At 49.0% G+C, this 25980-nt stretch carries 24 protein-coding genes; 13 read left to right on the forward strand and 11 right to left on the reverse strand.

Features of this window, described 5'->3' with window-relative positions:
* The first annotated feature begins 66 nt into the window (after positions 1-66).
* Together NOG12_RS02940 and NOG12_RS02945 are read left to right on the forward strand one after the other, a co-directional pair.
* Positions 67-684, forward strand: coding sequence for a sigma-70 family RNA polymerase sigma factor (locus tag NOG12_RS02940; protein ID WP_110074964.1), 618 nt, complete (start codon positions 67-69; stop codon positions 682-684).
* Positions 677-1366 (forward strand): ChrR family anti-sigma-E factor, encoded by a 690-nt coding sequence (locus tag NOG12_RS02945; protein ID WP_110074963.1) that lies wholly within the window; start codon positions 677-679, stop codon positions 1364-1366. The genes NOG12_RS02940 and NOG12_RS02945 overlap by 8 nt, the downstream gene beginning before the upstream one ends.
* 58 nt (positions 1367-1424) lie before the next feature.
* Here the strand turns inward: NOG12_RS02945 and NOG12_RS02950 are convergent, their stop codons facing one another.
* The 7 genes from NOG12_RS02950 to thrS form a co-directional block, all read right to left on the reverse strand.
* Entirely contained in the window at positions 1425-1721 is a 297-nt protein-coding gene (locus tag NOG12_RS02950) for an integration host factor subunit alpha (RefSeq protein ID WP_110074962.1), read from the reverse strand.
* Positions 1722-1725: 4 nt separating this feature from the next.
* Complete coding sequence (gene pheT, locus NOG12_RS02955; protein ID WP_313932373.1) at positions 1726-4113, reverse strand: phenylalanine--tRNA ligase subunit beta; 2388 nt, start codon at positions 4111-4113, stop codon at positions 1726-1728.
* Between the two features lie 13 nt (positions 4114-4126).
* The gene (pheS, locus tag NOG12_RS02960; RefSeq protein ID WP_110074960.1) at positions 4127-5107 is read right to left on the reverse strand and encodes a phenylalanine--tRNA ligase subunit alpha; all 981 of its coding nucleotides are present in this window, start codon (positions 5105-5107) and stop codon (positions 4127-4129) included.
* A 115-nt stretch (positions 5108-5222) separates the two neighbouring features.
* Positions 5223-5576: a 50S ribosomal protein L20 gene (gene rplT / locus NOG12_RS02965; RefSeq protein ID WP_110074959.1), complete on the reverse strand. Its 354-nt coding sequence runs from the start codon at positions 5574-5576 to the stop codon at positions 5223-5225.
* An 18-nt stretch (positions 5577-5594) separates the two neighbouring features.
* Positions 5595-5792: a 50S ribosomal protein L35 gene (rpmI, locus tag NOG12_RS02970; protein ID WP_110074958.1), complete on the reverse strand. Its 198-nt coding sequence runs from the start codon at positions 5790-5792 to the stop codon at positions 5595-5597.
* A gap of 90 nt (positions 5793-5882) precedes the next feature.
* Positions 5883-6425 (reverse strand): translation initiation factor IF-3, encoded by a 543-nt coding sequence (infC, locus tag NOG12_RS02975; RefSeq protein WP_110074957.1) that lies wholly within the window; start codon positions 6423-6425, stop codon positions 5883-5885.
* Positions 6426-6444: 19 nt separating this feature from the next.
* The gene (gene thrS / locus NOG12_RS02980) at positions 6445-8361 is read right to left on the reverse strand and encodes a threonine--tRNA ligase (RefSeq protein ID WP_313932374.1); all 1917 of its coding nucleotides are present in this window, start codon (positions 8359-8361) and stop codon (positions 6445-6447) included.
* Positions 8362-8505: 144 nt separating this feature from the next.
* Here thrS and NOG12_RS02985 point away from each other — a divergent pair, with 144 nt between their 5' ends.
* Entirely contained in the window at positions 8506-9408 is a 903-nt protein-coding gene (locus NOG12_RS02985; RefSeq protein ID WP_313932375.1) for a DMT family transporter, read from the forward strand.
* Between the two features lie 102 nt (positions 9409-9510).
* Complete coding sequence (locus NOG12_RS02990; RefSeq protein WP_110076893.1) at positions 9511-9720, forward strand: zinc ribbon domain-containing protein; 210 nt, start codon at positions 9511-9513, stop codon at positions 9718-9720.
* Here the strand turns inward: NOG12_RS02990 and NOG12_RS02995 are convergent.
* Complete coding sequence (locus tag NOG12_RS02995; RefSeq protein WP_313932376.1) at positions 9714-10250, reverse strand: hypothetical protein; 537 nt, start codon at positions 10248-10250, stop codon at positions 9714-9716. The genes NOG12_RS02990 and NOG12_RS02995 overlap by 7 nt on opposite strands.
* A 3-nt stretch (positions 10251-10253) precedes the next feature.
* Positions 10254-10856 carry a riboflavin synthase subunit alpha gene (locus NOG12_RS03000; RefSeq protein ID WP_110076894.1) on the reverse strand — a complete coding sequence of 201 codons (603 nt, stop codon included), beginning with the start codon at positions 10854-10856 and terminating at the stop codon, positions 10254-10256.
* 113 nt (positions 10857-10969) lie between these two features.
* Here NOG12_RS03000 and NOG12_RS03005 point away from each other — a divergent pair, with 113 nt between their 5' ends.
* The 4 genes from NOG12_RS03005 (at position 10970) to NOG12_RS03020 (ending at position 14589) form a co-directional block, all read left to right on the forward strand.
* The gene (locus NOG12_RS03005; RefSeq protein ID WP_313932377.1) at positions 10970-12076 is read left to right on the forward strand and encodes a DUF3080 family protein; all 1107 of its coding nucleotides are present in this window, start codon (positions 10970-10972) and stop codon (positions 12074-12076) included.
* 107 nt (positions 12077-12183) lie between these two features.
* A complete protein-coding gene (locus tag NOG12_RS03010) occupies positions 12184-12576 on the forward strand; it encodes a DUF6746 family protein (RefSeq protein ID WP_313932378.1) in 393 nt (130 codons plus the stop codon).
* Between the two features lies 1 nt (position 12577).
* Positions 12578-13411 carry an AAA family ATPase gene (locus NOG12_RS03015; protein WP_313932379.1) on the forward strand — a complete coding sequence of 278 codons (834 nt, stop codon included), beginning with the start codon at positions 12578-12580 and terminating at the stop codon, positions 13409-13411.
* Positions 13411-14589, forward strand: coding sequence for a vWA domain-containing protein (locus NOG12_RS03020; protein ID WP_313932380.1), 1179 nt, complete (start codon positions 13411-13413; stop codon positions 14587-14589). The genes NOG12_RS03015 and NOG12_RS03020 overlap by 1 nt, the downstream gene beginning before the upstream one ends.
* Positions 14590-14656: 67 nt before the next feature.
* On the opposite strand, the gene NOG12_RS03025 is transcribed toward NOG12_RS03020, so the two are convergent.
* Positions 14657-18781, reverse strand: a complete 4125-nt coding sequence (locus NOG12_RS03025) for a S8 family serine peptidase (protein WP_313932381.1) — start codon at positions 18779-18781, stop codon at positions 14657-14659.
* 239 nt (positions 18782-19020) lie between these two features.
* Here NOG12_RS03025 and NOG12_RS03030 point away from each other — a divergent pair, with 239 nt between their 5' ends.
* The 4 genes from NOG12_RS03030 to NOG12_RS03045 all read left to right on the forward strand — a co-directional run bounded on the left by NOG12_RS03030 (position 19021) and on the right by NOG12_RS03045 (position 24699).
* The gene (locus tag NOG12_RS03030; protein ID WP_313932382.1) at positions 19021-19761 is read left to right on the forward strand and encodes a TetR/AcrR family transcriptional regulator; all 741 of its coding nucleotides are present in this window, start codon (positions 19021-19023) and stop codon (positions 19759-19761) included.
* 22 nt (positions 19762-19783) lie between these two features.
* Positions 19784-21448, forward strand: a complete 1665-nt coding sequence (locus NOG12_RS03035; RefSeq protein WP_313932383.1) for an isovaleryl-CoA dehydrogenase — start codon at positions 19784-19786, stop codon at positions 21446-21448.
* 10 nt (positions 21449-21458) lie between these two features.
* A complete protein-coding gene (locus tag NOG12_RS03040) occupies positions 21459-22982 on the forward strand; it encodes a class I adenylate-forming enzyme family protein (protein ID WP_313932384.1) in 1524 nt (507 codons plus the stop codon).
* Positions 22983-23145: 163 nt separating this feature from the next.
* Positions 23146-24699 carry an AbgT family transporter gene (locus NOG12_RS03045; protein WP_110076903.1) on the forward strand — a complete coding sequence of 518 codons (1554 nt, stop codon included), beginning with the start codon at positions 23146-23148 and terminating at the stop codon, positions 24697-24699.
* Positions 24700-24727: 28 nt separating this feature from the next.
* On the opposite strand, the gene NOG12_RS03050 is transcribed toward NOG12_RS03045, so the two are convergent.
* On the reverse strand, positions 24728-25183 hold the full coding sequence (locus tag NOG12_RS03050) for an RrF2 family transcriptional regulator (protein ID WP_110076904.1): 456 nt from the start codon (positions 25181-25183) through the stop codon (positions 24728-24730).
* Between the two features lie 137 nt (positions 25184-25320).
* Between NOG12_RS03050 and NOG12_RS03055 the strand changes: the two genes are divergently transcribed.
* A complete protein-coding gene (locus tag NOG12_RS03055) occupies positions 25321-25638 on the forward strand; it encodes a hypothetical protein (protein ID WP_313932385.1) in 318 nt (105 codons plus the stop codon).
* Positions 25639-25980 lie beyond the last annotated feature (342 nt).

Genomic DNA, 25980 nt, shown 5'->3' on the forward strand with positions numbered 1-25980 from the left:
GATCCTTGTGTAAAACCTTGGCGTAAACATAGGTAATCCTTGAATATCCAAGCGGGTATCACTACTATGCAGATAGCAACTGAGCAAATAACACAACGGAAAACTATGCCTCCTGCGCAGCCGGATAATCCCGAACACGCTGCCGAGCTTCTCGCCCAAATTGCTACTGAGCAATCGCGTGCTGCCTTTAGTGAATTATTCAAACACTTTGCACCACGCTTACAAGCTTACGCAACGCGACAATTCGGCAATGAACAGACCGCGATGGATTTGGTTCAAGAAACCATGACCAACGTTTGGCATAAGGCTCATTTATTTAAGCCCGACCGCGGTTCTGCAGCCACTTGGATATTCACTATTGCTAGAAACATTCGCTTTGATTTCTTGCGGAAGAATAAATATCGCCAGAATGATTTAAGTGCGGATGATTTGTGGCCAGTTCTGGCCGAGCAAAATGAATCTCTTGATGACGATTATGCGTTAGATGACGATTTACTGATGCAGCAGTTGGCGGTTTATTGTGAACAACTACCGCCGGCTCAAAAAACCGTGATTGAGTTGATTTACATAGAAGGCAAATCGCAGCAAGAAGTTGCTGACGCCTTGGATATTCCGTTGGGTACTGTTAAATCACGTACTCGCTTGGCACTACAGAAATTGAAAGAGTTAATACAGCATGATTAAATTCCACCCTTCAGAACAGCAACTTGTGCTTTATGCTGCTGGTGAACTCAGCCCTGCCATGCTGATGATGGTGGGTACCCATGTGGACATGTGTAAGCAATGCCAAGCACAGGTACAAGACATCGAAGAGCAGATGGCACGCAAACTATTTGGCGAAAATAATTTTGCCGATTATCAAGCTAACAGCCTAGACAGTAAGACTCATGATGCCATGCTAGCTGCAATATTTGCGTCAACGGCGCCGGTTGCTGAACCCAGCCCACCACAGCCCCATGACAACCTATTGTACTTAGAAGGCAAGCGTTTTACGTTGCCTGCGACCTTAGCACGCAACAGCCACCGCATTGGTGACTGGAGCCGCTTACCGGGTAAATTGTGGCGTGCCTCCGTAGATATCGGAGCTGAGCAGTCGCTCAACTTTATCTACATGGGCGAGCAAAGTACCGTACCAGAGCATACCCATAAAGGTAACGAAGCAACCTTAGTGATAAACGGTGTGTTCAGTGACGAGCAAGGTGACTATAAAGACGGTGACTTTGTGTTACTGGATGGCGCGCACAAACACAGCCCGCACACCACTCACGAAGATTGTTTAACCTTAGCGGCACTAGACGCTCCGTTGCACTTCACTACGGGCCTAAGTCGCTTGTTAAATCCTTTTAGTAGTTTGTTCTTTAAATAACTCAAGCTGCAAACTAAAGTCATTAAAAAAGCCGTTGTGATAATCACAACGGCTTTTTTTAGTCTTGCGGGTTGGCGTTAACAACGCGCTGCTTTAATTTCTGTCCAGGCCGGAAGGTTACTACCCGGCGAGCTGAGATTGGAATATCTTCGCCCGTTTTTGGGTTTCTACCCGGCCGTTGGTTTTTAGTACGCAACTCAAAGTTACCAAAACCAGATAGTTTTACTTCTTCACCAGCTTCTAATGCACGACGAATTTCTTCAAAAAAACATTCAACCAGTTCTTTTGCATCACGTTTGTGCATGCCAAACTTTTCATTTAATTGTTCAGCTAATTCAGCCTTGGTCAGCGCCATAGCATCACTCCCTTAGGGTTGCCCCAAATTCAGATGTCAGCATGTCAACCACTGCCGCCACGGCAGCGTTGATTTCTTGTTCTTCGAGCGTGCGCTCAGCGTGCTGTAACGTCATCGATAAAGCTAAACTGCGATGACCTTCGGCAACACCAGCACCTTGGTACACGTCAAACAAGTTTAGGCCAACTAAATGATTTACGCCAATATTTTCAATTGCAGCCAAAATCTCACCGGCGGCAATGCTCTGTTTCACCACAATCGCCAAATCACGACGAATGGATGGGTATTTAGAAACTGCTTGAGCTTCTGGTACCGCACGGTTTACCAAGCCGTCTAGCTCTAGCTCAAATACGTAGGTGCGACCGTTCAAGCCCAGTTTTTTCTCAAACTGCGGATGAATCGCGCCCAAGTAACCGATGCGCTCAGCACCGCGGAACACAGCTGCGGTTTGCCCTGGGTGCAAGGCTGGATGCTGATCTGCCACAAAGCGGAACTCGCCCGCCGCGCCAGTCATGGCTAACAATGCCTCTACATCACCCTTAAGGTCATAAAAATCAACCGCACGCTCACCATCACTCCAATGCTCTGGATGGGCTTTACCAGCTCGAATACCAGCAATCATCGGCTGTTGGCGAACGCCATTTTCAGCATCCTCCGCAGGAATGAAACGTAACCCAGTTTCACAGAAAGCTAACGATTGTTGCTGGCGTTTCTGGTTGTGCGCCACGGCACCTACTAAGCCTGGCCACAAACTCACACGCATCGATGACATCTCTACCGAAATCGGGTGCGGCAGCGTCAACGCAGCCACGTCATCAAATAGCATCGCTTGATGTTTAGGATCAACAAAGCTGTAAGTGATAGCTTCTTGATAGCCACGGTCAATCAAAGTGCGCTTTAATGAAACAGCACTAAGCTTGCCTTCTTGGCGGGCAATCATGCGCAATTGTGCTGCTGGAGCAGCAGCTTGAATGCGATGATAGCCATAGATGCGGGCTACTTCTTCAATTAGATCTTCTTCAATGGCCATATCAAAGCGGAAGGTTGGTACAGTCACCTGCCAAGCATCTGCATCTTCTTCAACAGCAAAACCTAAGCGGGTTAAGATGTCAGTTACTTCTGCTGCAGCAATGCTAATCCCCAACACTTTGGCTAAGCGAGCTTTACGTAACACAATCTTTGCTGCTTGCGGCAGATGTTCAGGGCTTACTGCCTCAACAATCGGACCTGCTTCGCCACCGCAAATCTCTATCAACAACGCAGTGGCTCGCTCCATCGCCGTGCGTTGGAGTTCAGGATCAACCCCACGCTCATAACGATGCGATGCATCTGTATGTAAGCCAAACCGACGTGCCCGGCCGGCGATCGCCGCTGGTGCAAAAAACGCACTCTCTAAGAAGACATCCGTGGTGGCACTGGTTACACCGCTATCGGCACCACCAAAAATACCTGCCATGGCTAGTGCTTTTGCTTCATCAGCGATAACCACCACGTCATCAGTTAAGGTCACTTGGTTGCCATCTAGCAAGGTCAGTTGCTCGCCAGCGGTTGCCATTCGTACCTGCACGGCACCTTCTAACTTAGCGTTATCAAAGGCGTGCATAGGGTGACCCAGCTCTAACAACACGTAGTTGGTTACGTCCACCACAGGATCAATACTACGTACACCACTGCGGCGCAGACGTTCACGCAACCACAATGGTGACTCGGCTTGCACGTTAAGATCACGTACAACTCGACCCAAATAACGAGGACAAGCTGCCGGTGCTGCTAAGACTAAAGCGCGCTCTTGGTCATGGGTTACCGTAACTGGAGCCATAGCTGGTTCAGTTACTGCTAAGCGATTCAGTACGCCCACTTCGCGAGCAATACCGCGAATGCCTAAGCAATCAGCGCGGTTTGGGGTTAAATCCACATCTAAAGTTACATCATTAAGTTCTAGATAATCGCGATAATCCATGCCTACCGGCGCATCGGCTGGCAATTCAATAATGCCATCGTGATCATCACTTAAACCAAGCTCAGCGTTCGAACATAACATGCCGTGCGAAGGCTGACCGCGTAATTTGGCTTTCTTGATTTTAAAATCACCTGGTAGCACAGCACCCACAGTCGCTACCGCTACTTTCAAACCCAATCGGCAGTTCGGCGCACCACAGACGATATCAACCGGCTCATCAGCACCGATATCAACCTTAGTGACTTGTAATTTATCGGCATCAGGATGCGGACCACAGGCAATAACTTCGCCCACCACGACGGCACTAAAATCTTCCGCTACCGCATCAATACTGTCTACTTCTAGGCCTGCCATGCTTAATTGCTCTGACAACGCCACACTATCTAAGGCCGGGTTAACCCAGCTACGTAACCACTTTTCACTAAATTTCATCTGCGTACCCGGCTTAGTTAAATTGTTTTAAGAAGCGTACGTCATTTTCGAAGAACGCACGTAAATCGTTCACGCCGTAGCGGAGCATAGTTAAACGCTCAACGCCCATACCAAACGCAAACCCGGTGTATTTTTCGCTATCAATGCCAACTGCTTGCAACACACTTGGATGCACCATGCCGCAACCTAGTACTTCTAACCATTGACCATTTTTACGACGCACGTCCACTTCTGCGGACGGCTCGGTAAATGGGAAGTAAGAAGGACGGAAACGTACTTCTAGCTCTTCTTCAAAGAAGTTCACCAAAAAGTCTTCTAGAATGCCTTTAAGCTGGGTAAAACTCACATCCGTATCTACCATCAAGCCTTCAACCTGATGGAACATCGGCGTATGGGTCTGATCGTAGTCATTACGATACACGCGTCCTGGAGAAATAATCCGCAACGGTGGCTGTTCCTGTTCCATGGTGCGGATCTGCACCCCTGAAGTTTGGGTGCGCAACATGGTCTTTGGGGTAAAATAAAAGGTATCGTGGTCGGCTCGAGCTGGGTGATTCGCAGGAATATTGAGCGCATCAAAGTTATGAAAATCATCTTCCACTTCCGGGCCTTCAACCGTACGAAAACCTAAATCACCAAAAAACGCTTCAATTCGTGCAATGGTCTGACTGACCGGATGCATGCCGCCACGCTCAGCACGCCGACCTGGTAAACTAACATCAATCCGTTCAGCCGCTAACTTAGCCGCTAATTCTGCTTGTTTTAGTTCATCGTTACGCGCGTTAATCACAGCTTGCACTTGCTGCTTGGCTTCGTTAATCGCTTGTCCGGCAGCTGGACGCTCTTCAGCACTTAGTTTGCCGAGGCTTTTCAGCTGCTCGGTAAGAGCCCCTTTCTTACCCAAGTAATCAACTCGTACTTGGTCCAATTGTTGCGCGGTAGTGGCCGCCGCAACCGCCGCTTCAGCTGCAGCTACAATGTCAGATAACGCCATGAGTTTCCTCGGTTATGACTAAAACATAAAAGTGAATAGTTAATTGCGCCTATGATAACGAAAAAGCATAAAAAAAGGGAGCTAGAAAGCCCCCTTTTTATGTATTTCAACTAGCTTACAGAGCGCTTTTAGCTTTCTCTACCAGCGCAGCAAAACCAGCTTGGTCATGAACTGCGATGTCGGCCAGGATTTTACGATCGATTTCTACCGATGCTTTTTTCAAGCCATTGATAAAACGGCTGTACGACAAACCACTTTGACGCGCTGCAGCATTGATACGAACGATCCATAATTGACGGAACGTACGTTTCTTAGCTTTACGGTCACGGTATGCGTATTGACCCGCTTTGATAACGGCTTGCTTCGCTACGCGATAAACGCGTGAACGAGCACCATAATAACCTTTCGCCTGCTTCAGGACTTTCTTGTGACGCGCTCGCGCGATCACACCACGTTTTACTCGTGCCATTTGCTATCTCCTTTCCTTTTACGCGAACGGTAACATGCGCGCGACTAACGCTACATCAGACTCGTGCACCATGCTTTTCGCACGTAAGTGACGTTTCCGCTTTGAGCTTTTCTTAGTCAGAATGTGACGCAAATGTGATTGCTTGCATTTAAAGCCGCCTGAAGCGGTTTTCTTAAAGCGCTTTGAGGCGCCTTTTTTGGATTTCATTTTCGGCATGAAAATTACTCCGCATTGTTAGTTAACAGTGTAACAGGGTGAGTTTGGTGAACTTCAATTGAAGCCCGCCGCCCTACTTGAAAACCACAGCTACTTCTTAGTAGGTGCCAGAACCATAATCATCTGACGACCTTCAGCCCGTCTTGGGAACGACTCGCAAGTTGAGATCTCTTCTAAATCGGTTTTGATCCGGTTTAGTAGGTCAATACCCAACTCTTGGTGCGCCATTTCTCGGCCACGGAAACGAACGGTGACTTTAGTTTTGTCACCTCCCTCCAGAAAACGAGTCAGGTTGCGTAGTTTTACCTGATAATCGCCTTCATCAGTTCCAGGACGGAATTTAACTTCCTTCACCTGAATCTGCTTCTGGTTTTTCTTTTGCTCTTTAGCGTTCTTAGCTTTCTCGTAGACAAACTTCCCGTAATCCATCAAACGACAGACTGGCGGCTCAGCGTTAGGGCTGATTTCAACCAGATCAACGCCCGCTTCTTCAGCTGCATTAATTGCATCCTGAATAGCGACAACACCGATTTGTTCACCTTCAACACCGATTAATCGTACTTCTTTGACACGAATTTCTTCGTTAATCCGATTCTTATCACCAGCTTTCTGAGTTTTTTTTCCGCCTTTAATGGGTCATTCCTCCAATCAATTAACTAATCTTGCGACTACGTACTTCTTCGTTAAGCTCAGCAATAAACTGCTGTAGCCCTTTAACACCGTGATCTTCACCACGTCGAGTACGTACCGCAACCGCTTGGTTCTCGACTTCTTTATCGCCAACAACCAACAAATATGGAACACGTTTTAAAGTGTGCTCGCGAATTTTAAAGCCTATTTTCTCATTTCTCAAGTCGGCTGTCGCCCTAAATCCGAGTTTATTCAACTCTTTTACGATTTCTTTTGCATAATCAGCCTGATTATCGGTGATATTCATCACCACAACTTGATTTGGTGCCAACCATAATGGGAAGTAACCCGCATATTCTTCAATGATAATTCCCATAAAGCGCTCTAACGAGCCCAAAATGGCACGGTGAATCATCACGGGCGTATGGCGTTCATTATCTTCGCCCACATAAGTAGCACCTAAGCGGCCCGGTAACGCGAAATCTAACTGTACCGTACCACATTGCCATGCCCGACCTAAACAGTCGTGCAGGGTAAATTCAATTTTCGGACCGTAGAAAGCGCCCTCACCCGGCAAGTATTCAAACTCAATGCCGTGATTCTTTAACGCATCGGCCAAGGCTTGTTCAGCATGGTCCCAAGTTGCGTCATCGCCTAGACGATGTTCTGGACGGGTTGACAGTTTCACTACGATATCTTCAAAACCAAAAGTTTTGTAGGTTTCGTAAACCATCTTAATGCAGCCACTAACTTCTTGCTGCACCTGTGCATCCGTACAGAAAATATGCGCATCGTCTTGGGTAAAGCCACGAACGCGCATCAGGCCATGCAAGGCACCTGACGGTTCGTTACGATGGCACGAGCCAAATTCAGCCATCCGCAACGGCAAATCACGGTAAGATTTTAAACCTTGATTAAAAATCTGCACATGCCCCGGACAGTTCATGGGTTTAATAGCATATTCACGGTTTTCTGAAGCCGTAGTAAACATCAGCTCAGAAAACTTTTCCCAGTGCCCTGAACGTTCCCACAGCACTCGGTCCATCATCAATGGGCCTTTTACTTCTTGGTATTTGTACTCGCGTAATTTTTCGCGAATAAAACGTTCAAGTTCTAAGAAAATGGTCCAGCCATTGTGGTGCCAAAACACCATACCTGGCGCTTCTTCTTGCCAGTGAAACAAATCTTGGGTTTTACCAATTTTACGGTGGTCACGCTTTTCTGCTTCTTCTAATCGTTGCAGATAAGCTTTCAACGCTTTTTTATCCGCCCAGGCCGTACCATAAATACGCTGTAGCATCTTGTTATCTGAATTGCCACGCCAGTAAGCACCGGCTACCTTCATGATCTTGAAGTGTTGGCAAAAACGCATGTTCGGCACGTGCGGACCACGGCACATGTCGATGTATTCTTCATGGTGATACAAGCCAGGCTGATCATCTTGGCTGATATCATCATCTAAAATCTCAACCTTATAAGGTTCATGACGGCTGACAAAAGTCTCGCGAGCTTGTTGCCAGCTTACCTTTTTCTTCACCACTGAATATTCAGTTTTTGCCAACTCTAGCATGCGTTTTTCTAACGCCTGCAAATCGTCTGCAGTGAGCGTATGCTCCATATCCACATCGTAGTAAAAGCCATTTTCAATGACCGGACCAATGGCCATCTTCACATCAGGGAACATCTGCTTTAAGGCATGGCCGAGCAAGTGCGCACAAGAGTGACGAATAATATGCAAACCATCATCGTCTTTTGGCGTGATGATCTGTACATGGGCGTCTTCAGTAATGAGGTCACACGCGTCGTGCAAATCACCGTTAATTCGTCCAGCTACCGTCGCTTTGGCTAAACCAGGGCCAATATCTTGGGCAACATCAAGAATGGAAACGGGGCCATCAAAGGCACGTTGACTACCATCAGGAAGGGTTACTACAGGCATGACTGAATCCTTTTTTACAGTGGTGGCACCTACCAAGTGTCACTTGTGATTTTAGAAAGCAGCACTATAGCGTATGATGCCCCCCAAGGAAAGGCCTGCACTGCAATCGCACCTAAAACTTAGCCGTTACCAGAGACAGTAATCATGGAAAACCTCATTGGCCCACTAGCGGCTTTAACCGCAGCCTTATTTTGGACCCTTGCCACCTTACTTTATAGTCAAGCTGGCAGTTATTTGTCGGCCACCCAATTAAACTTGGTCAAAGGCATTGTAGCCTGTCCGCTACTGCTCATCGCCGGCTGGTTTACCGGGCAACTACTCACCTTAGAAGCTAATCCAGCCACCTACCTGCTACTTGCCAGTGGCGTGATTGGTATTACCTTAGGCGATACTTTGTACTTTTCCGCACTGCGCCGACTTGGCCCATGGCACACCATGCTACTTGAATACCTAGCTCCGCCTTTTGCCGCGCTGCTAGCTTGGGTGCTGTTGGCACAGGGCATGAGGCTACAAGAAGTAGTCGCTGCCGCCATTATTATCCTCGGCATTGTGGTGGTGATTAGCGAAAAACCAGCCGCTGCCAAGCGTGTTGAGCTTAGTAGCAGTGGGATTGCCGCTGGTGTAGGTGCGGCGCTGTGCCAAGCACTGGGGCTAGTGATGTCGTTTCATGCGTTGCAAGAGTTCAACATGAACCCGCTAAATGCAGCCTTACTACGGTTGCTTGCCGGTACCCTAGCGCTCACCATCGCGCTCTTATTTCTCAAACCAAGTTTGCTTGCCAGCACCCGTGCCGCATTGCGACACACTTCTATCCCTTGGTTGTTGGTGGCTATCGTGATGGGGACTTTTTTAGCGATTTGGTTACAACAAACGGCTATTGCCTACATCAATCCGGGCCTCGCTCAAACCCTACTCGCAACGGCTCCGCTGTGGCTTATTCCGATTCAATGGCTGCGTGGTCAACCGCTATCACTCCGCAGTATTCTTGGCGCCTTGGTGGCCGTGGCAGGTATTGCTCTGTTGTTTGGTTTGGCTCATGTAAGCTAACTCGTTGAGCCATCGACTAAAATATTTTACGTGGTCAGCAACAGGAAATTTTCGCAGAATCAGCCATACTAAAGTGACTCAAGCCACTGCAAGGAAGTAAGTATGAACGCTGATAAACTCTACGATGCCGGCCTCCGCTGCCCTCACTGCGGACACCGAATCCACGTTAGTATCGACCCCTCAGAAGGTGCTCAAGACTACCTCGATGAGTGCGCTGCATGCGGTTCAGATATTCATTTGATAGTGAAGATAGATGAGGTAGCGGATAAAATAATTGTCCGCGTGGCCAGCGATGACGAAAATTTCTACTGAGTTTTAATCACCACTGACATTGCCGCTAGCCGTTGCAATAGTTGCCGGTGACGACGCAACGGCCACCACTCATATAAAAAAATTTGCAGTGGCTGCCACATGGCAACCCAGCACACAATCAATAGCCCTTCTGAAATAAAATCGACTGCCCGTGAATGGGGGACTTGCTGCTGCAATAAATCACTCACGCCAAAACAGGTTATCAAAAACGCCAAACCCACCAACAAACTAAAGCGTCCTTGGCGCATTAATCGACGAAATTGCTGTTCTGTGGCAGCTACGCTGGCACCAAAATAGCTTTGTAAAGCAGCGCTTAACCGTTCTTGAGCCAGTTCGGGAGCAGCCACCTGCTCTACCAGCACTTCTAACTTAAACGCCCCAGTACGCGGATGTTCCGCCGCCCAATCAACGATGAAGCTCTCAGCCGCTGGATCGAGATCGCGCCCCACAAACGGCGATGGGTCGAGCGAGTTAAATAACTGCTCAACCGAGCGCAACTTTAATCGAATCACTCGCTCGTCAGCTGCCATAGACTAATGCCCGCGCTGCGCTAAAACTCGCTCGACTGTGTTTACAATGGTCATGGTTTGTTGGTCAAACTCAAGGTTAACCTGGTCTGCGTCTGCCAAATTAGTAAGCCGCAAGGTTTCCGGAATTAAATGCAAAGAAAATGTATTGCCTACCACTTGGCCTACGGTCAAGCTTGCACCATTGACACTGATAAAGCCCTTGGGCAAAACGTAAGGCGCAAATTCAGGCGCAAATTCAATCCACAAAGCTAAGTTATCAGGGCTCTGTTGCCGCTCAACAATGCGCCCCACCCCATGAATATGGCCCGAGACGTAATGGCCGCCCATTTCATCGCCCACCTTCAAACTACGCTCAAAGTTAACCTTGTCACCCACGCAGAGTGCGCCTAGATTAGTTAAGCGCAAGGTTTCATCAATGATATCAAAGCTTACTGTGGTCTCGGTAAAACTCACCACCGTTAAACAACAACCATTAATCGCAATACTGGCACCTAGTGCCACCTGCTGCAGATACTCAGGGGCTACGCTTAGGGTAAGTTGACGAAAGTTGTCACGGTCCTGTAATTTGGCCACTTGCGCTTGGGTTTGTACTATTCCGGTGAACATAAGAGGTCTCGTTTTGCTGAATCTCAGGTAAAATATTGTAACCACAATAATGATGAAGTGCCACGTAAAGTACGAGTACCACTGAGCGCAGATCACCAACAAACAGGAACCCTATGACTCAGCCGCAGCATCCTAACCAACGTTGCTTAACCTGCCGCTATCGCACATGGGCGTGGCTAACAACGTTGCTGCTACTGACAGCCTGTAACCCGGCACCCGTTGGATTAGAGCAAGTAGCTGATTACCGGCAGCGGGTCGCTAATACCCTCAAGAGCCCATTACCAGCACCCGTGCTAACAGCGCCCACCTGGCAACTGCCGCCCTTGCGCGAACTACGCATCGAAGTACCAAGCCAGAGTCTGTCGTTGCTGGATGCGATACGTTTAGATCAATGCCAAGCGGGCAGTCTAATCGCTGAGCGCAACAGCAGTTTAGGCAAATTACAACAGGGCTTAGTGCGCTACTATCATGATTATCAGCTGCTGCAAGCGCTTTATATCTGTGCCGCTCAGCTAGAACAACAAGGTCAGCTTGAATTAGCGCAAAAGGTGAGCGACCTAAGCCGCAACAAAGCTGCCAATATGACCCAACTCAAGCTCCAAGCCTTGGTAAGTGACCCTAGTATACGGCAAAGTTTACGCCTAGCAGATCGTCCTTTAGCCAAGGTCGACCCTGCCCAACTCGCGCCGCTTTTAACCGCCTTACAACAAGTCTACCTACTGTTAAATGCGCCCTTACCAGCGCCCAATGCGGCATTCAACCAAGAGCAGCAAAGCGAGTTATCGATCGCCCCGGTTGCGCTGGATGAGCTAGAGCAGGCATTGCAGCTCCTCGAGCAGTCCCCTTACCTAAGCCAACTCTGGCGCGCTTTGTATGATCAGCAACAATACCTGCAGCAGCTAACGCCATTAGTACAAGACTTGAGTGCCGCAGCCGGTTGCCTAAGTGCCGGCACCCCCAGTCGGGCCCTAGTATTACGCAATGTTTTTGTGCAATATTTCAGTGGCCCTGTGCAGCAGCATTTTGCCGGCCTAATTCGCCAAGCTCAGCAAGTAGCTCCGCTATTAACCCTATTGGCCTCACCCGAGGCACCGCAAGCGTGGTTAACCCACCTGCGACAAATCAACGCATTACCTGATCAACTCACCGATACCACCCGTAATCATGTGCGTTATTGGCAACAGTTCTTCAGTGATTGTGGTTTTACCCCGGGGACATAACTCAAGTAAAACACTTGGCAGCCATGACAAATTAGAGTATTTTATGAGAACGATTCTCATTAAGCATTTGGCTTAAGTTGTCACTCAGTCTACCCAGGAGCTTATTCATGACCCTTTTTAAACAATTAACCAGCGCCTCTATTGCCGTTATCCTTGCCAGCGGCGTAGCTTTTGCACCAGCTAGCCAAGCTAGCGATGACCGTCCCGACCACTTTAAAGGCAAGCCATCAGAAAACCTTGAGCAAGCCTTAGATAACTTGCGCGAATACAATAAAAAATTAGCCGAAGTACTTAACGGTGAGTTAACGCCTCAAAAAATGGGTGAAATTCATCAATTAACCTACACCCTCGAAGTTGCACTGCAACGTCTAGAGACCGAAGTTGATGATTTACAAGACGTGCTAGAGGAAGTTCACAAAGGCTCAGAGCACATGGACTTTGACAAAGTGAAGAAAAACGGTAAACAATACCTGCAAACTTCAGGAAAAATAGTGGACTAACATGAGCTTTACCAGTACCAGTAATTATATTGTTGCCGATGATCTCGGCCTAGCCGTAAACGCCGCAGTAACTTTAGAAAAACCGCTCTTACTCAAAGGCGAACCTGGCACTGGTAAAACCCGACTGGCGGAAGAATTAGCCGCCAGTTTGGGCGTACCACTGATTCGTTGGCAAATAAAATCCACCACCAAAGCTCAGCAAGGTCTGTACGAATACGATGCTGTATCGCGCTTGCGTGATAGTCAGTTGGGCAGCGACAAAGTGCACGATATTGCCAATTACATTAAACCGGGCAAACTCTGGCAGGCTTTTAGCGCCACCACCCGACCGGTATTGTTGATCGATGAAATCGACAAGGCGGACATCGAGTTTCCCAACGATCTCTTACATGAACTGGATCAAATGGAGTTTCATGTGTATGAGACGGGCGAGCAAATCAGAGCTCAACAGCGCCCTATTGTTATCATCACCTCCAACAACGAAAAAGAGCTTCCAGATGCCTTTCTGCGACGCTGTTTTTTTCACTACATCAAATTTCCAGATGCAGACACCTTAGCGCAAATCGTGCAGGTTCACTTTCCAGACATTCGACAACAGTTGTTGAGTACCGCACTCGAGGTTTTCTTTGACTTGCGCCAAGTGCCAAATCTGAAGAAAAAGCCATCCACGTCGGAACTTATCGACTGGCTAAAACTCTTGCTTGCGGAACAAATCCAGCCCGCTGACTTACAACAGAATACCGGCCTGATGCCGCTGTTCGGTGCCTTGTTAAAAAACGAGCAAGATGTGCAACTGGTTGAGAAACTCGCCTTTATGGCGCGTCGCCAGCGCTAATGCTAATAGAGTTTTTTTACTACCTGCGTAAACATGGGCTTAGCACCAGTATTACCGAGCTATTAGATCTATTGGCTGCGTTAGAGCGCGGTGTGATCTTTGCTAACGTCGATGACTTCTATAGGCTAGCAAGGCTGGTGCTCGTTAAAGACGAAAGCCAATACGATAAGTTTGACCAAGCCTTCGCTGAATATTTTACCGGCGTTGAGCAGGTTGATCTTGCTGCTAGCATTCCGCCTGAATGGCTAGAGCAGGCTCTGCAGCGCCAGCTCAGTGACGAAGATAAAGCTAAACTTCAAGCTTTGGGCGGCCTAGATGAACTCCTTAAAACCTTCCGCGAGCGCTTAGCCGAACAACAAAAGCGCCATGCTGGTGGCAACAAATGGATTGGCACCGGTGGCACCTCACCGTTTGGCGCATACGGCTATAACCCTGAAGGTATTCGAGTCGGCCAAGACCGCAGCAATGCACGACGCGCAGTCAAAGTGTGGGATCAGCGCGAATTTAAAGATCTCGATGGTGGCCAACAACTCACCCAGCGCCATCTGCAGCTCGCCCTGCGCAAATTACGCAAGTTTGCTCGCTCCGGCGCAGCCACTGAACTAGACCTTAACAACACCATTCGAGCCACCTCGCAAAAAGGCGGATTACTTGATTTGCAATGGCAGGCGGAACGTCACAACGCCATCAAAGTGTTGATCTTGTTTGATGTCGGTGGCTCTATGGATGACTATATCTATGAATGTGAACAGCTTTTTAGCGCTGCCCGCAGCGAATTTAAACACCTCGAATTTTATTACTTTCATAACTGCGTGTATGAGCATGTGTGGCAACATAACAGCCGCCGTTTTACCGAAAAAACGCCCACGAAAGAGCTTATCAATAAATACGGCCGCGACTACAAACTGATTTTTGTCGGCGATGCCACCATGGGGCCCTACGAAATCGCTTATCCGGGGGGGAGTGTCGAGCACTGGAACGAAGAGCCTGGTTCAGTTTGGATGCAAAGATTACTTGGGCATTACCAGCATGCGGTTTGGCTTAATCCCCAGCCACAACAGCACTGGCATTATTACGCGTCCATCGACATGATGAACGAACTCATGGGGCACCGTATGTTTCCACTCACCTTAGATGGCTTAACCACAGCCATGAGCAGGTTGCTACAAAAAGGCTAAAAAACACCATAAAAAAACCGCTCATAGCCAAAGCTACAAGCGGTTTTAACTCACTTAATGACGGGTATTACCGCTGCACTCCATCCATAGAGTCTCGCACAGGTGCTTGTTGCGCCTGCTCTGGCTGCCATTGCGGCTGCCGTAATTGCTGTAACAACTCAGCTGAATCTGGATGCTCAACGCGACCACTCGCAATCGACGGATCCACCACTTCACTATAGCGGTCAACCACCCGCACATGGTCAATCACCCAACCACGGAAGCCATTGTATAAATGGTCTATCGTTGCGAACTGGAAGCGGATCTGAATCTGCGAACCTGCGTACGCCGATAAGTCTAACAGTTCGTTGGTCCACACCGGTTTACGATTGTAGCCCGCTGATGAGAACGGCTTCGCAGCGCGTTGCGTATCATTCGGATCAACATACGGATTTAACGTACGCACCGTGACAAAATTATCACCGTTCATCGACACCTGAATCCGTAGCAAATCAAAACCGCTACTATTAGGATTCACTGACTCGATTTCCCACCAGCTTTGTAGATCTAACATCGGCTGGTTGGTATTACTCAAGTCAATCACCGGTGAGGTTAGCATACCCATATTACTTGACGTAGAGCGACCACCACTTAACAGCGTATCTGAACTAGCTTGTTCACCAATAAAGGTACCTGTATCGGCTTTGCCGTACCACCACACGTAATCGCCATCATAAGCCTGTGGCAGATATGCATGGTCAGCAACTTCATCTGGAGCAAACAGCACATACCCTTCATCAACCAACAGGTTGTACAAGCTATTACCCGTCATTGACTCCAAGTGCCACATACCTTCTGCAGACCATTCGCCGGGGCCATTTTCAAAGCTATCTGCAAAAATAACTTCTTCAGACTCTTCCAGCTCGTTCAAACGGAAGTTTTCTACCCGATCTAAGCCTGCCAATACGATCACTTCGTCACGTACCACTGTGGTATGCATCGATGCTGTCGCTTCCATGGTAAAGCTCTCAATCGGTTGGCCAGTGCTCGATACTTTGGAGATGTTAGAAATCACATACTCACCGGCACTATTGGTTACTGCCGAAGCAAAGTAGCCATTAGTGAGCTCACCACCAGAGATACGTACTGACGCGCCTGCTACCGGCTCATCATTTTGATTCACCACCCGGCCGCTAATAGAGCCCACCGAACCGGCATCTAGTGTCGTCATATTGAGGTAAATCGTTTGCGGCTCATCAGTCGTTACGGTAAAGCTCACCGCGCTGCTCTGATAATCCGTTGCCTCGGCATAAACCGAATAGCTACCCGGCTTCAACCATGCTGGGGTAATACCACTTTCAGGCGAATAACCGGTAAAGCTATACAATTGACCAGCTTCGTTAGCTATTTGCAACTCAGCACCACCAATGGCGTTCAGGCTGACCGTATCACGAGTATTGATGAATACTTGCGCTAGGCTAAAGGTATAGCTACGGCTCGCATTCACGATGGTGTCGCTTTGCGGATCATACAGCTCAACGTTAACTGTTAACCGATGCTCCTGCGCAGTACCATCAAACATCCCCGCAAAAATACCCACATCACCGGTACCTGAATCCGTTACAGACCAGTTTTGCTCAGCAGATAAGCTCTCTAACTGCCAATCAAAAGACTGCACCGCTAAGTTGTTATCAATGCTAGTCATAATAAACTGCACTTGATTCATAAACGGATTCACCATGTAGTGGCTAATAGTCACTTTACTATTGATGATGTCTTGCGCCATCGCCACCGCGTTAGCCACATTCAATACCGGAATCGGGCTAGGTAATTCAACCGTTTCTGGCACGCCATTACAGCTCGCAGCATTGGCATGACGCTGAGTAACATAAGTATCAGCACTGTCGACCAAGATCTGTTTCACTTCAGCTGGGGTAAAGCCCGGATACATGCTGTAAATTAACGAAGCAGCACCAGCCACTACTGGCGACGCAGCCGAGGTACCATTAAAGCCGCCGCTGTAACAACTGCCATAACTATCGTCTTCGCTGGCATAGTATTCAGACACACCTGCGTTAACTGCACCTACCCCGAGATACTCACTAGGAGCTGCAATATCTACGCTGGTGCCATAGTTACTGTAAGGCAACAACAAGCCGTCGCTGCCGTGAGCCGCAACCACCATGATATTACTCAAAGGCGAGTAGCTGCCGTTGTTATTTAAATGCAAGGCACCATTTTGATAAGTTGCTGAGCGCCCGTCATTACCGGCAGCCCATACGTGCAACACATCTTGATGAGCTAAGGCTAATTGGCGATAACTACGGCTGAAGTAAATACCCATGCTTATCGAGCTGGAGTTGTTCCCCATCGGACCCCATGAGTTATTCACCACCTTAATTTTACGAAGATCATTGGCATCATCTTGCGCCAAAGCTTCAGCGTACGACTGCACGCCCCAGCGCGCTAACACTGCTTGCGAACTGTGATTGATACCAGTAACACCCACGCCATTGTTGCTAGCCCCGACAATCGCACCAGCGGTGCCGTTGCCATGCGCTGACTGGCTCGCCGTCAACAAGTGGCTATAACGACCTTGCAGCTCTTCATGCTCGGCATAAAACCCACCATCAACCACGGCAATTTGCACGTTTTCGTTACCGGTAACCGTATTCCAAGCCTCGACAAAGTTTGCCCCTTGCTCGGTTTCTAGGTGCCAGTTACTGCCGCCATCAGCCCAAGTGTCACCATCATCAGGTAATGCGGTACTGAAGCTGATTTCAGCATTCACACCCACATGCACGCGCTGATTGACAGATGCGATATTCGGCTGCAACTTAAGCATTTCTAACTGTTCGCGTACCAAAATAGAATCCGCATCGTACTGCACCAATAGGCCCTGCGTTGCATCATAAGCAACCGGGTTAAGGGTGCTGTAATCGCTGGTAATAAGCGCGGTAAGCTCAGCTTCCGTGAGCGTATCACTCACCACCCACGATTGGTTCAGTACCACCGCCACCACTTCATCTAATGCTGTGGTGCCATCGTAGTTTTCTAACGCGGCGGGGTCTGGTGCCGGCACACTAGAAGTCAGTACCGCCATCGACTGCATGCTATCACCACTGTGCGAGGTAGCCACTACATCATACAAGCCTACATCATCCACATTGAATTCAATGGCTGCGTTGTCGTTGATAGCAGTAAAATCAACCGCGCTTGCATCAGCACGCTTAGTCACCTGCCAGTTGATAGAACGCAGATCTTCGCTGCTGTCTAGATAGACGGTTACTGTGCTACCTACGGCACGAGCATCGCCTGCAAACATAGCGACACCAGTAAGTTCCGGATACACCGGATACAGCGTAACTGTCACTTCATCCGTGGCAGTCTTGCCTTCGTTATCCGTAACTGTTAACCGAAATACCAACGTAGTGACCTCGGTCACGTCAGGGGCATCAAACTCAAGGGTTGGGCTAGCGGGATCAAGAATCACCACCTCAGGACCGCTTATCTGCTCCCATAACCAGCTCACAATCTCCATATCGTCTGAGCCAGTCCCTTCAATACTGACCCGATCACCGGCATTCGCGTCGGTGTCATCACCGGCATCACACTGCGGTGCTTCGTTAAATTGTAATTGCGCTTGTACCACACACGCAGCGGTAATCGGCCCGGTAGTATAAGTGTCATCTGCAAAACTACCTTCACAGCCCTCGGTGGTTAAAATACGATAATCCACCGGGTCCCAGGTCAGCACAAATGAGGTGCTATCACCGTGTTCAACAATCGCTTCGGTTGGTGACCAACTACCGCCCTCAGTTACATCTGTGGTAACTGTGTACGTCTTTTTAATAAAACTTGCGGTGACGGTACAGTCTTCAGTAATTGCACCGGTGGTGTAAGTCGTACCAGCTAAATCACCGCCACATCCGGTTACGCCATCAATGTCATAACCCGTATCAGCAGTCACCTCAATCGATGCTTGCTCGCCAGACTCTACTTCTTGTTCGGTTGGCGCCACGCTTCCTCCCTCACCGGCTTCAGCAGTTACCGTGTAACTTGCTGGCGGTGGCGGCGGAGGCGGTGGCGGAGTAATAGGCTCAGGATCATCAGAGCCACCACATGCAGTAAGCACGGTAGCAGCTGCAACCCCGGTTAAAATCAGTCTAAGGGAACGAGCTAAACCGCCCATTCGATAGGTACTTCTATCCATAGTTATTATCCCTGTACTGGTGTTGTTAAAACTCATTGCAGCTTAGTGTGCACCTAAGTGAGTGATTTGCCCCATAGGTATGTACGCATTTAGCTACAGATAAAGTGAGTGAAATATAGACGCAAATGTTATCAGTTTCAACAATTTTTCAACTATCTTTTAATAGTGTAAAGAGATAAATGCCATATCTGGCTGATTTTCAGACACAATCGCTTTGCAAATAAACCTTGATCTAAAAAATGAATCATGATTCACTTCTTGTATTGAGTGACACGGTCGTACACCCGAGCAACTACGAACAAGTAACGAGCAACAAGCAACGAGCAACCACCATGGCCTACCGCGAAACTAGTAAAATACGTGAACGCAAACAAGCAACCCACAGCACCATCGTAAGCCATGCACTAGCAATGCTTAACGAAGTGGGCTTCAGCGGATTGCAAATGGCCGCATTAGCCAATCGTTGTGGCTTAGCTACCGGTACCTTGTATCGTTACTTTCCCTCAAAAGAAGATCTCTGCACGGTGCTCTTTGCCCATGCTACCGATATCGAAATCGCGCAAGTGGAACAACACCTTAGCAGTACCACAGATACTGCCAGTGAACGCATAGCTGCTGCCCTAAGCACTTTTGCTAAACGTGCCTTACGTGCACCTATCACCGCCTGGGCCCTTATCGCTGAACCGGTAGCTCCAGCAGTGGTTGCCGCACGTTTACATTACCGTGAACGCTACGCTCAACTCTTTGCCAACGCCATCGAGCAAGGCGTAGCTACGGGCGAACTCCCTGCGCAAGACAGCAGCTTGAGTAGTCGAGCTTTGGTAGGAGCTATAGCTGAAGCTTTAATTGGGCCGCTGGCCAAAACCGAACAACTCGATGCTCATGCCGCGGTGCAAACCAGCGTTGCTTTTTGTATGCAGGCCATCAGCGCCCGTCCATGGCCGTCAGCCCATCTCGCATCATCAATAACTCATAAATAATGATCAACACAGGACAACCATCATGCCAGCCGAACGCGACCCTACTTATCTAAGCAGTACCCACCAAGTAGAAAACCAACCCCCAGCTTTAGAAGACTATAATCTTTATGCAGAAGATAGCGCCCTTCAAGAAGCAGTTAACCGCGAAGGCGGCGCGTGGGCGCAACAAGACTTAGCCCGGTTTGGTGCAGAGTGCGGTCTGCCCGAACGCATTGCATTGGGCTTTCACGCCAATGCAAATAAGCCACAACTACTTACCCACGACCGCTTTGGCCACCGTATCGATCACATCGATTTTCATCCTAGCTATCACCAATTGATGGACATCGCTATCAGCGAAGGTTTACATGCAAGCCCATGGACTGACCCGAAGCCTGGTGCCCACGTCGCCCGTGCCGCCAAGTATTATTTGCACACCCAAGTGGAAGCTGCCCACGGTTGCCCGATAACCATGACCTTTGCCGCCCTACCAGCCTTGCGCCATCAACCCAACTTGTTTGCGCAATTCGCACCCAAAATTACCAGCACCATCTACGACGGCCGAAACCTACCTGATGGGCAAAAATTAGGCCTAACCATCGGCATGGCGATGACCGAAAAACAAGGTGGTTCTGACGTACGTAGCAACAGCACCCAAGCCTATGCGGTAGGTACGGAAGGTGCCGGCGAAGCCTATGAACTGGTGGGCCATAAGTGGTTTGTATCTGCTCCTATGAGTGATGCCTTCTTAGTCCTTGCGCAAACGCCAGCCGGCCTATCCTGCTTTTTAGTGCCCCGTTGGCGCCCTGATGGCAGTAAAAATGCGCTGCAGATCCAGCAACTGAAAAACAAAATGGGCAATATTGCCAACGCTTCCAGCGAGTGTGAGCTGCGCGGTGCACTTGGCTGGATGGTAGGTGAGCCGGGCCGCGGCGTGCCCACTATCATCGAGATGGTGGCCATGACTCGTTACGATTGCATGATTGGTTCTAGTTCTGGAATGCGTCAAGCAACCGTACAAGCCATTCATCATACCCGTCATCGCCAAGCCTTTGGTGCCCTCCTCTGTGATCAACCCTTGATGCAGAATGTGTTAGCCGATTTAGCTCTAGAAAGCGAAGCTGCGATGACACTTACCCTGCGCATGGCTCGCTCCATGGACCAACAAGATCAAGAACACGAGCGGCTGTTGGCCCGTATTGCTACTCCCATAGGTAAGTATTGGATTTGTAAACGCACCCCTAATCATGCATACGAAGCCATGGAGGTTATCGGTGGTATGGGCGTTATGGAAAACACCATCATGCCGCGCTTGTATCGAGAGGCCCCGGTTAACGCCATTTGGGAGGGCAGCGGAAACGTGCAATGTCTGGATATTCTGCGCGCCATAGCAAAAGAACCACAAGTACTCGAGGCCTATTTTAACGAACTGCAGCGAGCGAGCGGCTGTGACCGACGCTTTGATGAATTTGTCGCTGAACTACAACGCAATTTCAAACAAACGCCGCAACAGCAATGGCCCTACCATGCACGTTACTTTGCCGACCACATGGCGCTTGCCTTGCAGGCGGCCCTGCTCTTACAACACGCCCCCAATACCCTAGCTGATGCTTTTATCGCTGCACGTCTGGTTGCCCGCAGTCATGCCAATTACGGCTGTCTGCCCAGTGGGCTCGATCTTAACTCAATCATTAACCGCGCGTTTTAAGGAGCCTGCGATGATTATCCCAGCTTACGTAGCACGTAACGCCCGTAAATACCCAAACCAAGAAGCCGTCGTTGATGGCCAACTGCGAGCAACGTGGCAGCAACTCGATAACGATGTGGATCGCTGTGCACGCTACTTAGTTTGCCAGTACCAAATTAGCGCAGGCGACCGGGTCTGTTTGGTGTTACCCAATACCTACACTTTTGTGGTGGCGTATTTTGCCATCCAACGTATCGGTGCCATCGTCGCTCCGATTAACGTCAAACTCACCGCCAGTGAGCTTAACTACATCTTCACCGATGCAGATGCCCGTTTAGTGATCACCTGTGATTTAACCAGCACCCACGCACTAGCAGCCTGCCGCGACTTAGGTATAAACAGCCTGGTGATTAACCAGATGCCCGAATTTCTTGCCAGCCAGCCAATCGCCCATACCCTGCCCCCCGGGCCATCAGATAGCGCCCAAGACCCATTACAACCGTTGGCAACAGACGCCGTATTAACCGCCGCAACCTTGCTCTACACCTCAGGCACCACTGGCCGCCCCAAAGGGGTCTTGTTTCATCATCAAGCGTTACTCTTTGTTGGCATGATGTTCGCCACAGAAATGCATTACGGCCCCGATAGTCGGCTGTTATCGCTGATGCCATTTACTCATTCGGCACCGCTAAACCTAACCTTAGTAGGCGGTACCATCATGGGCAGCACCCATGTTATCGCACCAACTTTTACTCCTGAACTGCTCCTTCAGCTAGTAGCACAAGAACGCACCACCCATTTCTTTGGCGCACCCGTGGCCTACCTGATGACGGCACAGCACCCTGCTATTAAAACAACTGACTTAACCAGCATGAGTCACTGGATTTATGGTGGCGGCCCGTTAGCCGCAGAACATGCAACACAAGTACAAGAAGCCTTTGGTAGCGATCAATTTTATTGCGTTTACGGCCTAACCGAGGCCGGTCCAACTGGCAGTTTTTTACGCCCAGAAGAGCATGCCAGCAAAGCTGGATCTGTTGGCAGGCGTGCCGCCGCCTTTACCGAGATGAGAATTATCAACAGCGATGGCAAGATCGCAGCAGTGAACGAACCGGGCGAAATTCACATTGGCGGAGAAGGCCTGATGCTAGAATATTGGCGTAATCCCAGCGCCACCGCAGAGGTCTTCACCAGCGACGGCTGGATCCGAACTGGAGATATAGGTATTCGTGACCAAGACGGCTATTTCTGGGTCAAAGATCGCATCAAAGATCTCATTATCTGTGGCGGTGTAAATGTCTATCCACGCGAGGTTGAAGATGCTTTAGCCCGGCACCCTGCGGTGCTAGAAGCCGCGGTTATTGGTATTCCGCACCCGCAGTGGGGCGAAACCGTAAAAGCCTGCGTGGTACTGAAAGCTGACGCCACTGAAGCTGACTTGCGTGCACACATGAGCAACTGCCTCGCCGATTATAAATGTCCCCGCATTTACGCCGTCATGGATGAACTCCCCCACAACGCGAACGGTAAGGTGTTGAAGCATCAATTAAGATAAACTTATTCTGGTCTGGCGCTTGTTACTTGGCTGCCGTACGCAAGGACAAGTGCCAGCCCCAGAACCACCTATATGTGCCAGCTAAAGCGTAGACACCCCGGAAAAATTCTCCTACCATGCCCATCATCACAATACCTAATAAAAATAACTAAGGAACCTAGCAGTGTCTTCACAACCAACAACCTCCAGCGATAAAGGCTTCATCGCTTTTGTTGAACGAGCTGGTAAACGCATCCCCGATCCCGTTATTATCTTCATTTACTTTCTAGTCGGCGCGCTGGTGTTAACCTGGGCCATCGGTGGCTTAACCTTCACAACCTACGGTGGCGATGGGCAACCCATAGCCTATGAAATCAAAAACATGCTGGCCAGCGACAATGTGGTATGGCTGTTTGATAATGCGTTATTAGCTAACTGGTTAGGTTTTGGTGGCGGCGTGCTTGGCGTTATCTTAATCGTCATGCTAGGGGTAGGCATTGCAGAACACTCTGGATTATTTGGCGCCATCTTAAAGAAAGTATCACGCGGCTTACCCATTAATTGGTTACCCTTATTCCTCGTCTTTATTGGCATCATGAGCTCCATTGCTACCGATGCCGGTTACTTGATCTTGATCCCGCTGGCCGGGCTACTTTATGCAGGCTTAAACAAAAACCCGCTGATCGGCATGGCCGCAGCTTTTGCCGGAGTTTCCGCCGGCTTTAGTGCCAATTTAATTCCCGCAACCCCGATTGATGTCATTATTGGGGTCAACGCTCAAGTTTTTGCCGAAGCTCAGGGGATTCCTTTCACCAATCAAGCCGGAGAACCTTTAACGCCAGCCACCATGAATTACTACTTCATTTTGGCTTCAACTTTCGTGTTAGGTGCGGTAGGGGCTTGGGTTACGTTAAAATTTGTGCAACCGCGACTCGAGCAAAAGCCCTATACCATCCCAGCTGAATTAGAGCTCGGCGATTTTGATGTCACTGCGCAAGAACAAAAAGGTTTACGTGCCGCAGGCATTGCTCTAGTGGTAGCGTTACTGGCTGTTTATGGCTTAGCAGTGGGCCCCCTGGCACCCTATCAAAACGCCGAGGGCGCAACCATTACTCCCTACCTGAATAACGTGATCCTACTTATCACTTTCGTCTTTACCGCAGTGGGTGTTGCTTTTGGTGTGGCAAGCGGACGTTTTACCTCGATGCAAGATGTCGTGAAAGCCATGGTGAAACAGATGGACACCATGGGCTACATCTTGGTGCTTACTTTCTTTTGCTATAACTTTCTGGGTGTACTTAGTTACAGCGGACTTGGCGCCTACATCACCTATCTAGGCGCTACTTTACTCACTAACTTAGGGTTACAAAGCTTTCCGGTATTATTATTGATTGGCTTTATCCTAGTTACCGCCATCATTAATATTTTCGTCGGCGGGCTCACCTCTAAATGGATGCTGTTAGGCCCAATATTTATTCCGATGCTGTACTTGGTTAATAGCGAAATGACACCCGATTTAGTCGCCGCAGCCTTCCGAGTGGCGGATTCATCAACCAATATCATCACCCCGATGATGAGTTACGCCGGTATTATCTTAGCCTTTATGCGCAAATATAATCCGCAACTCACCTTTGGTGAAATGATTGCCATGATGGTGCCCTATTCACTGGCCTTTATGCTGGTATGGACCGCGCTGTTAGTCGCGTTTTTCAGCTTTGGCATCCCGCTTGGGTTTTAATCAAACTTGAACAAAGGTGGCGTGCCGGTTAATTTAACTCACCGCGCGCCACCGTGAATATCTCACGTAATTGTGGCGCCTGCACCATCAAGCTGGCTAGCGAATATTGTTCAAGGTACTGGTAAAACAACTCTTTTCCACGTGCCACTATACCTTTTAGCTCACAAGCAGGCATCGCCACGCAGTAGGGATTTTCGCATTCAATCCACTTCTCATCACCCTCAAGCTGCCTTATCACAAAAGCCAACGAGATCTGCTCTGGCGCCTGCGCCAACAAAAACCCACCATGTTTGCCACGACGAGTTTCGATTAACTTTAGCCGTCCTAAATGATGCACCACCTTATTCACATGATTAGCTGACAAATCGAACGTAGCACAAATCTCTTTTATCGTTGCCAACTTAGCCCCCTCGCCCACCTGCTCGTAACTGGCCAAGTACATCAAGATGCGCAAACCGTAATCCGTATATTTTTTTAATTGCATAAGACCGCCGTAAAGGTGCATTTACAAAGCAGATATTAACCCAAAGCTTGATCCGCATCAAACATGCATGCATAATGCATTTTATTAAAACATACATTGAAGATGACTGTTTTGACGTACAGCAACCAAGGTGCCCTATGACTACCATTGATACTCGTTTCAGTAGCGCCGCTGCTACCGCTGTTGCAGCACACCAAGCACATCAGGCTAATCGCCCCAGCCCGGCTCAACAGCAAACAGCCCAGCGCCTCCTAACGGGTGCCAACTACGCCATGCTTATCTTTTTGGGAGCATTCTTAGTAGTAGCCTATCTTGCTTGGGGTCTCGAAGCCGAGTTCCCACTAATGACAGTGGCTGTGTTGCATTTTTTACAGCTATTTCTAGCTGGTTTGTTCAAACTAAGCTACGTGGTACGCTTAATCGCTCAGCACCTCCTCGGTCAGCAGCTGCGCTAGCATTTATGGTGGTATGGACAGCTTAGTTGGTTAGCTTGTTCAGCTTCGGAATACCGCTAGGTTTCTAGAATAGGTCGAAACTTACGCGATCGAGCAACGACAGGGCAGAAACCACTTGCACCGTCGTGTGGCAGAATGACTAATATAGCCCCCGTTCACAATCGTGAACGCCTCAGAATGTGCGTCCGTAGCTCAGTTGGTTAGAGCACTACCTTGACATGGATGAAGATGAACAACACTTTTATAATTTTATCTGTCACACCGAGATGCAACAGCTTTCAGACATCCTCTATCAGAACGGACCAATCCCGGATAATTTCCGTGACTTAAAACACCTGATAT

This window comes from Pseudidiomarina fusca, assembly GCF_032227045.1.
In the GTDB taxonomy this organism is placed as follows: domain Bacteria; phylum Pseudomonadota; class Gammaproteobacteria; order Enterobacterales; family Alteromonadaceae; genus Pseudidiomarina; species Pseudidiomarina fusca.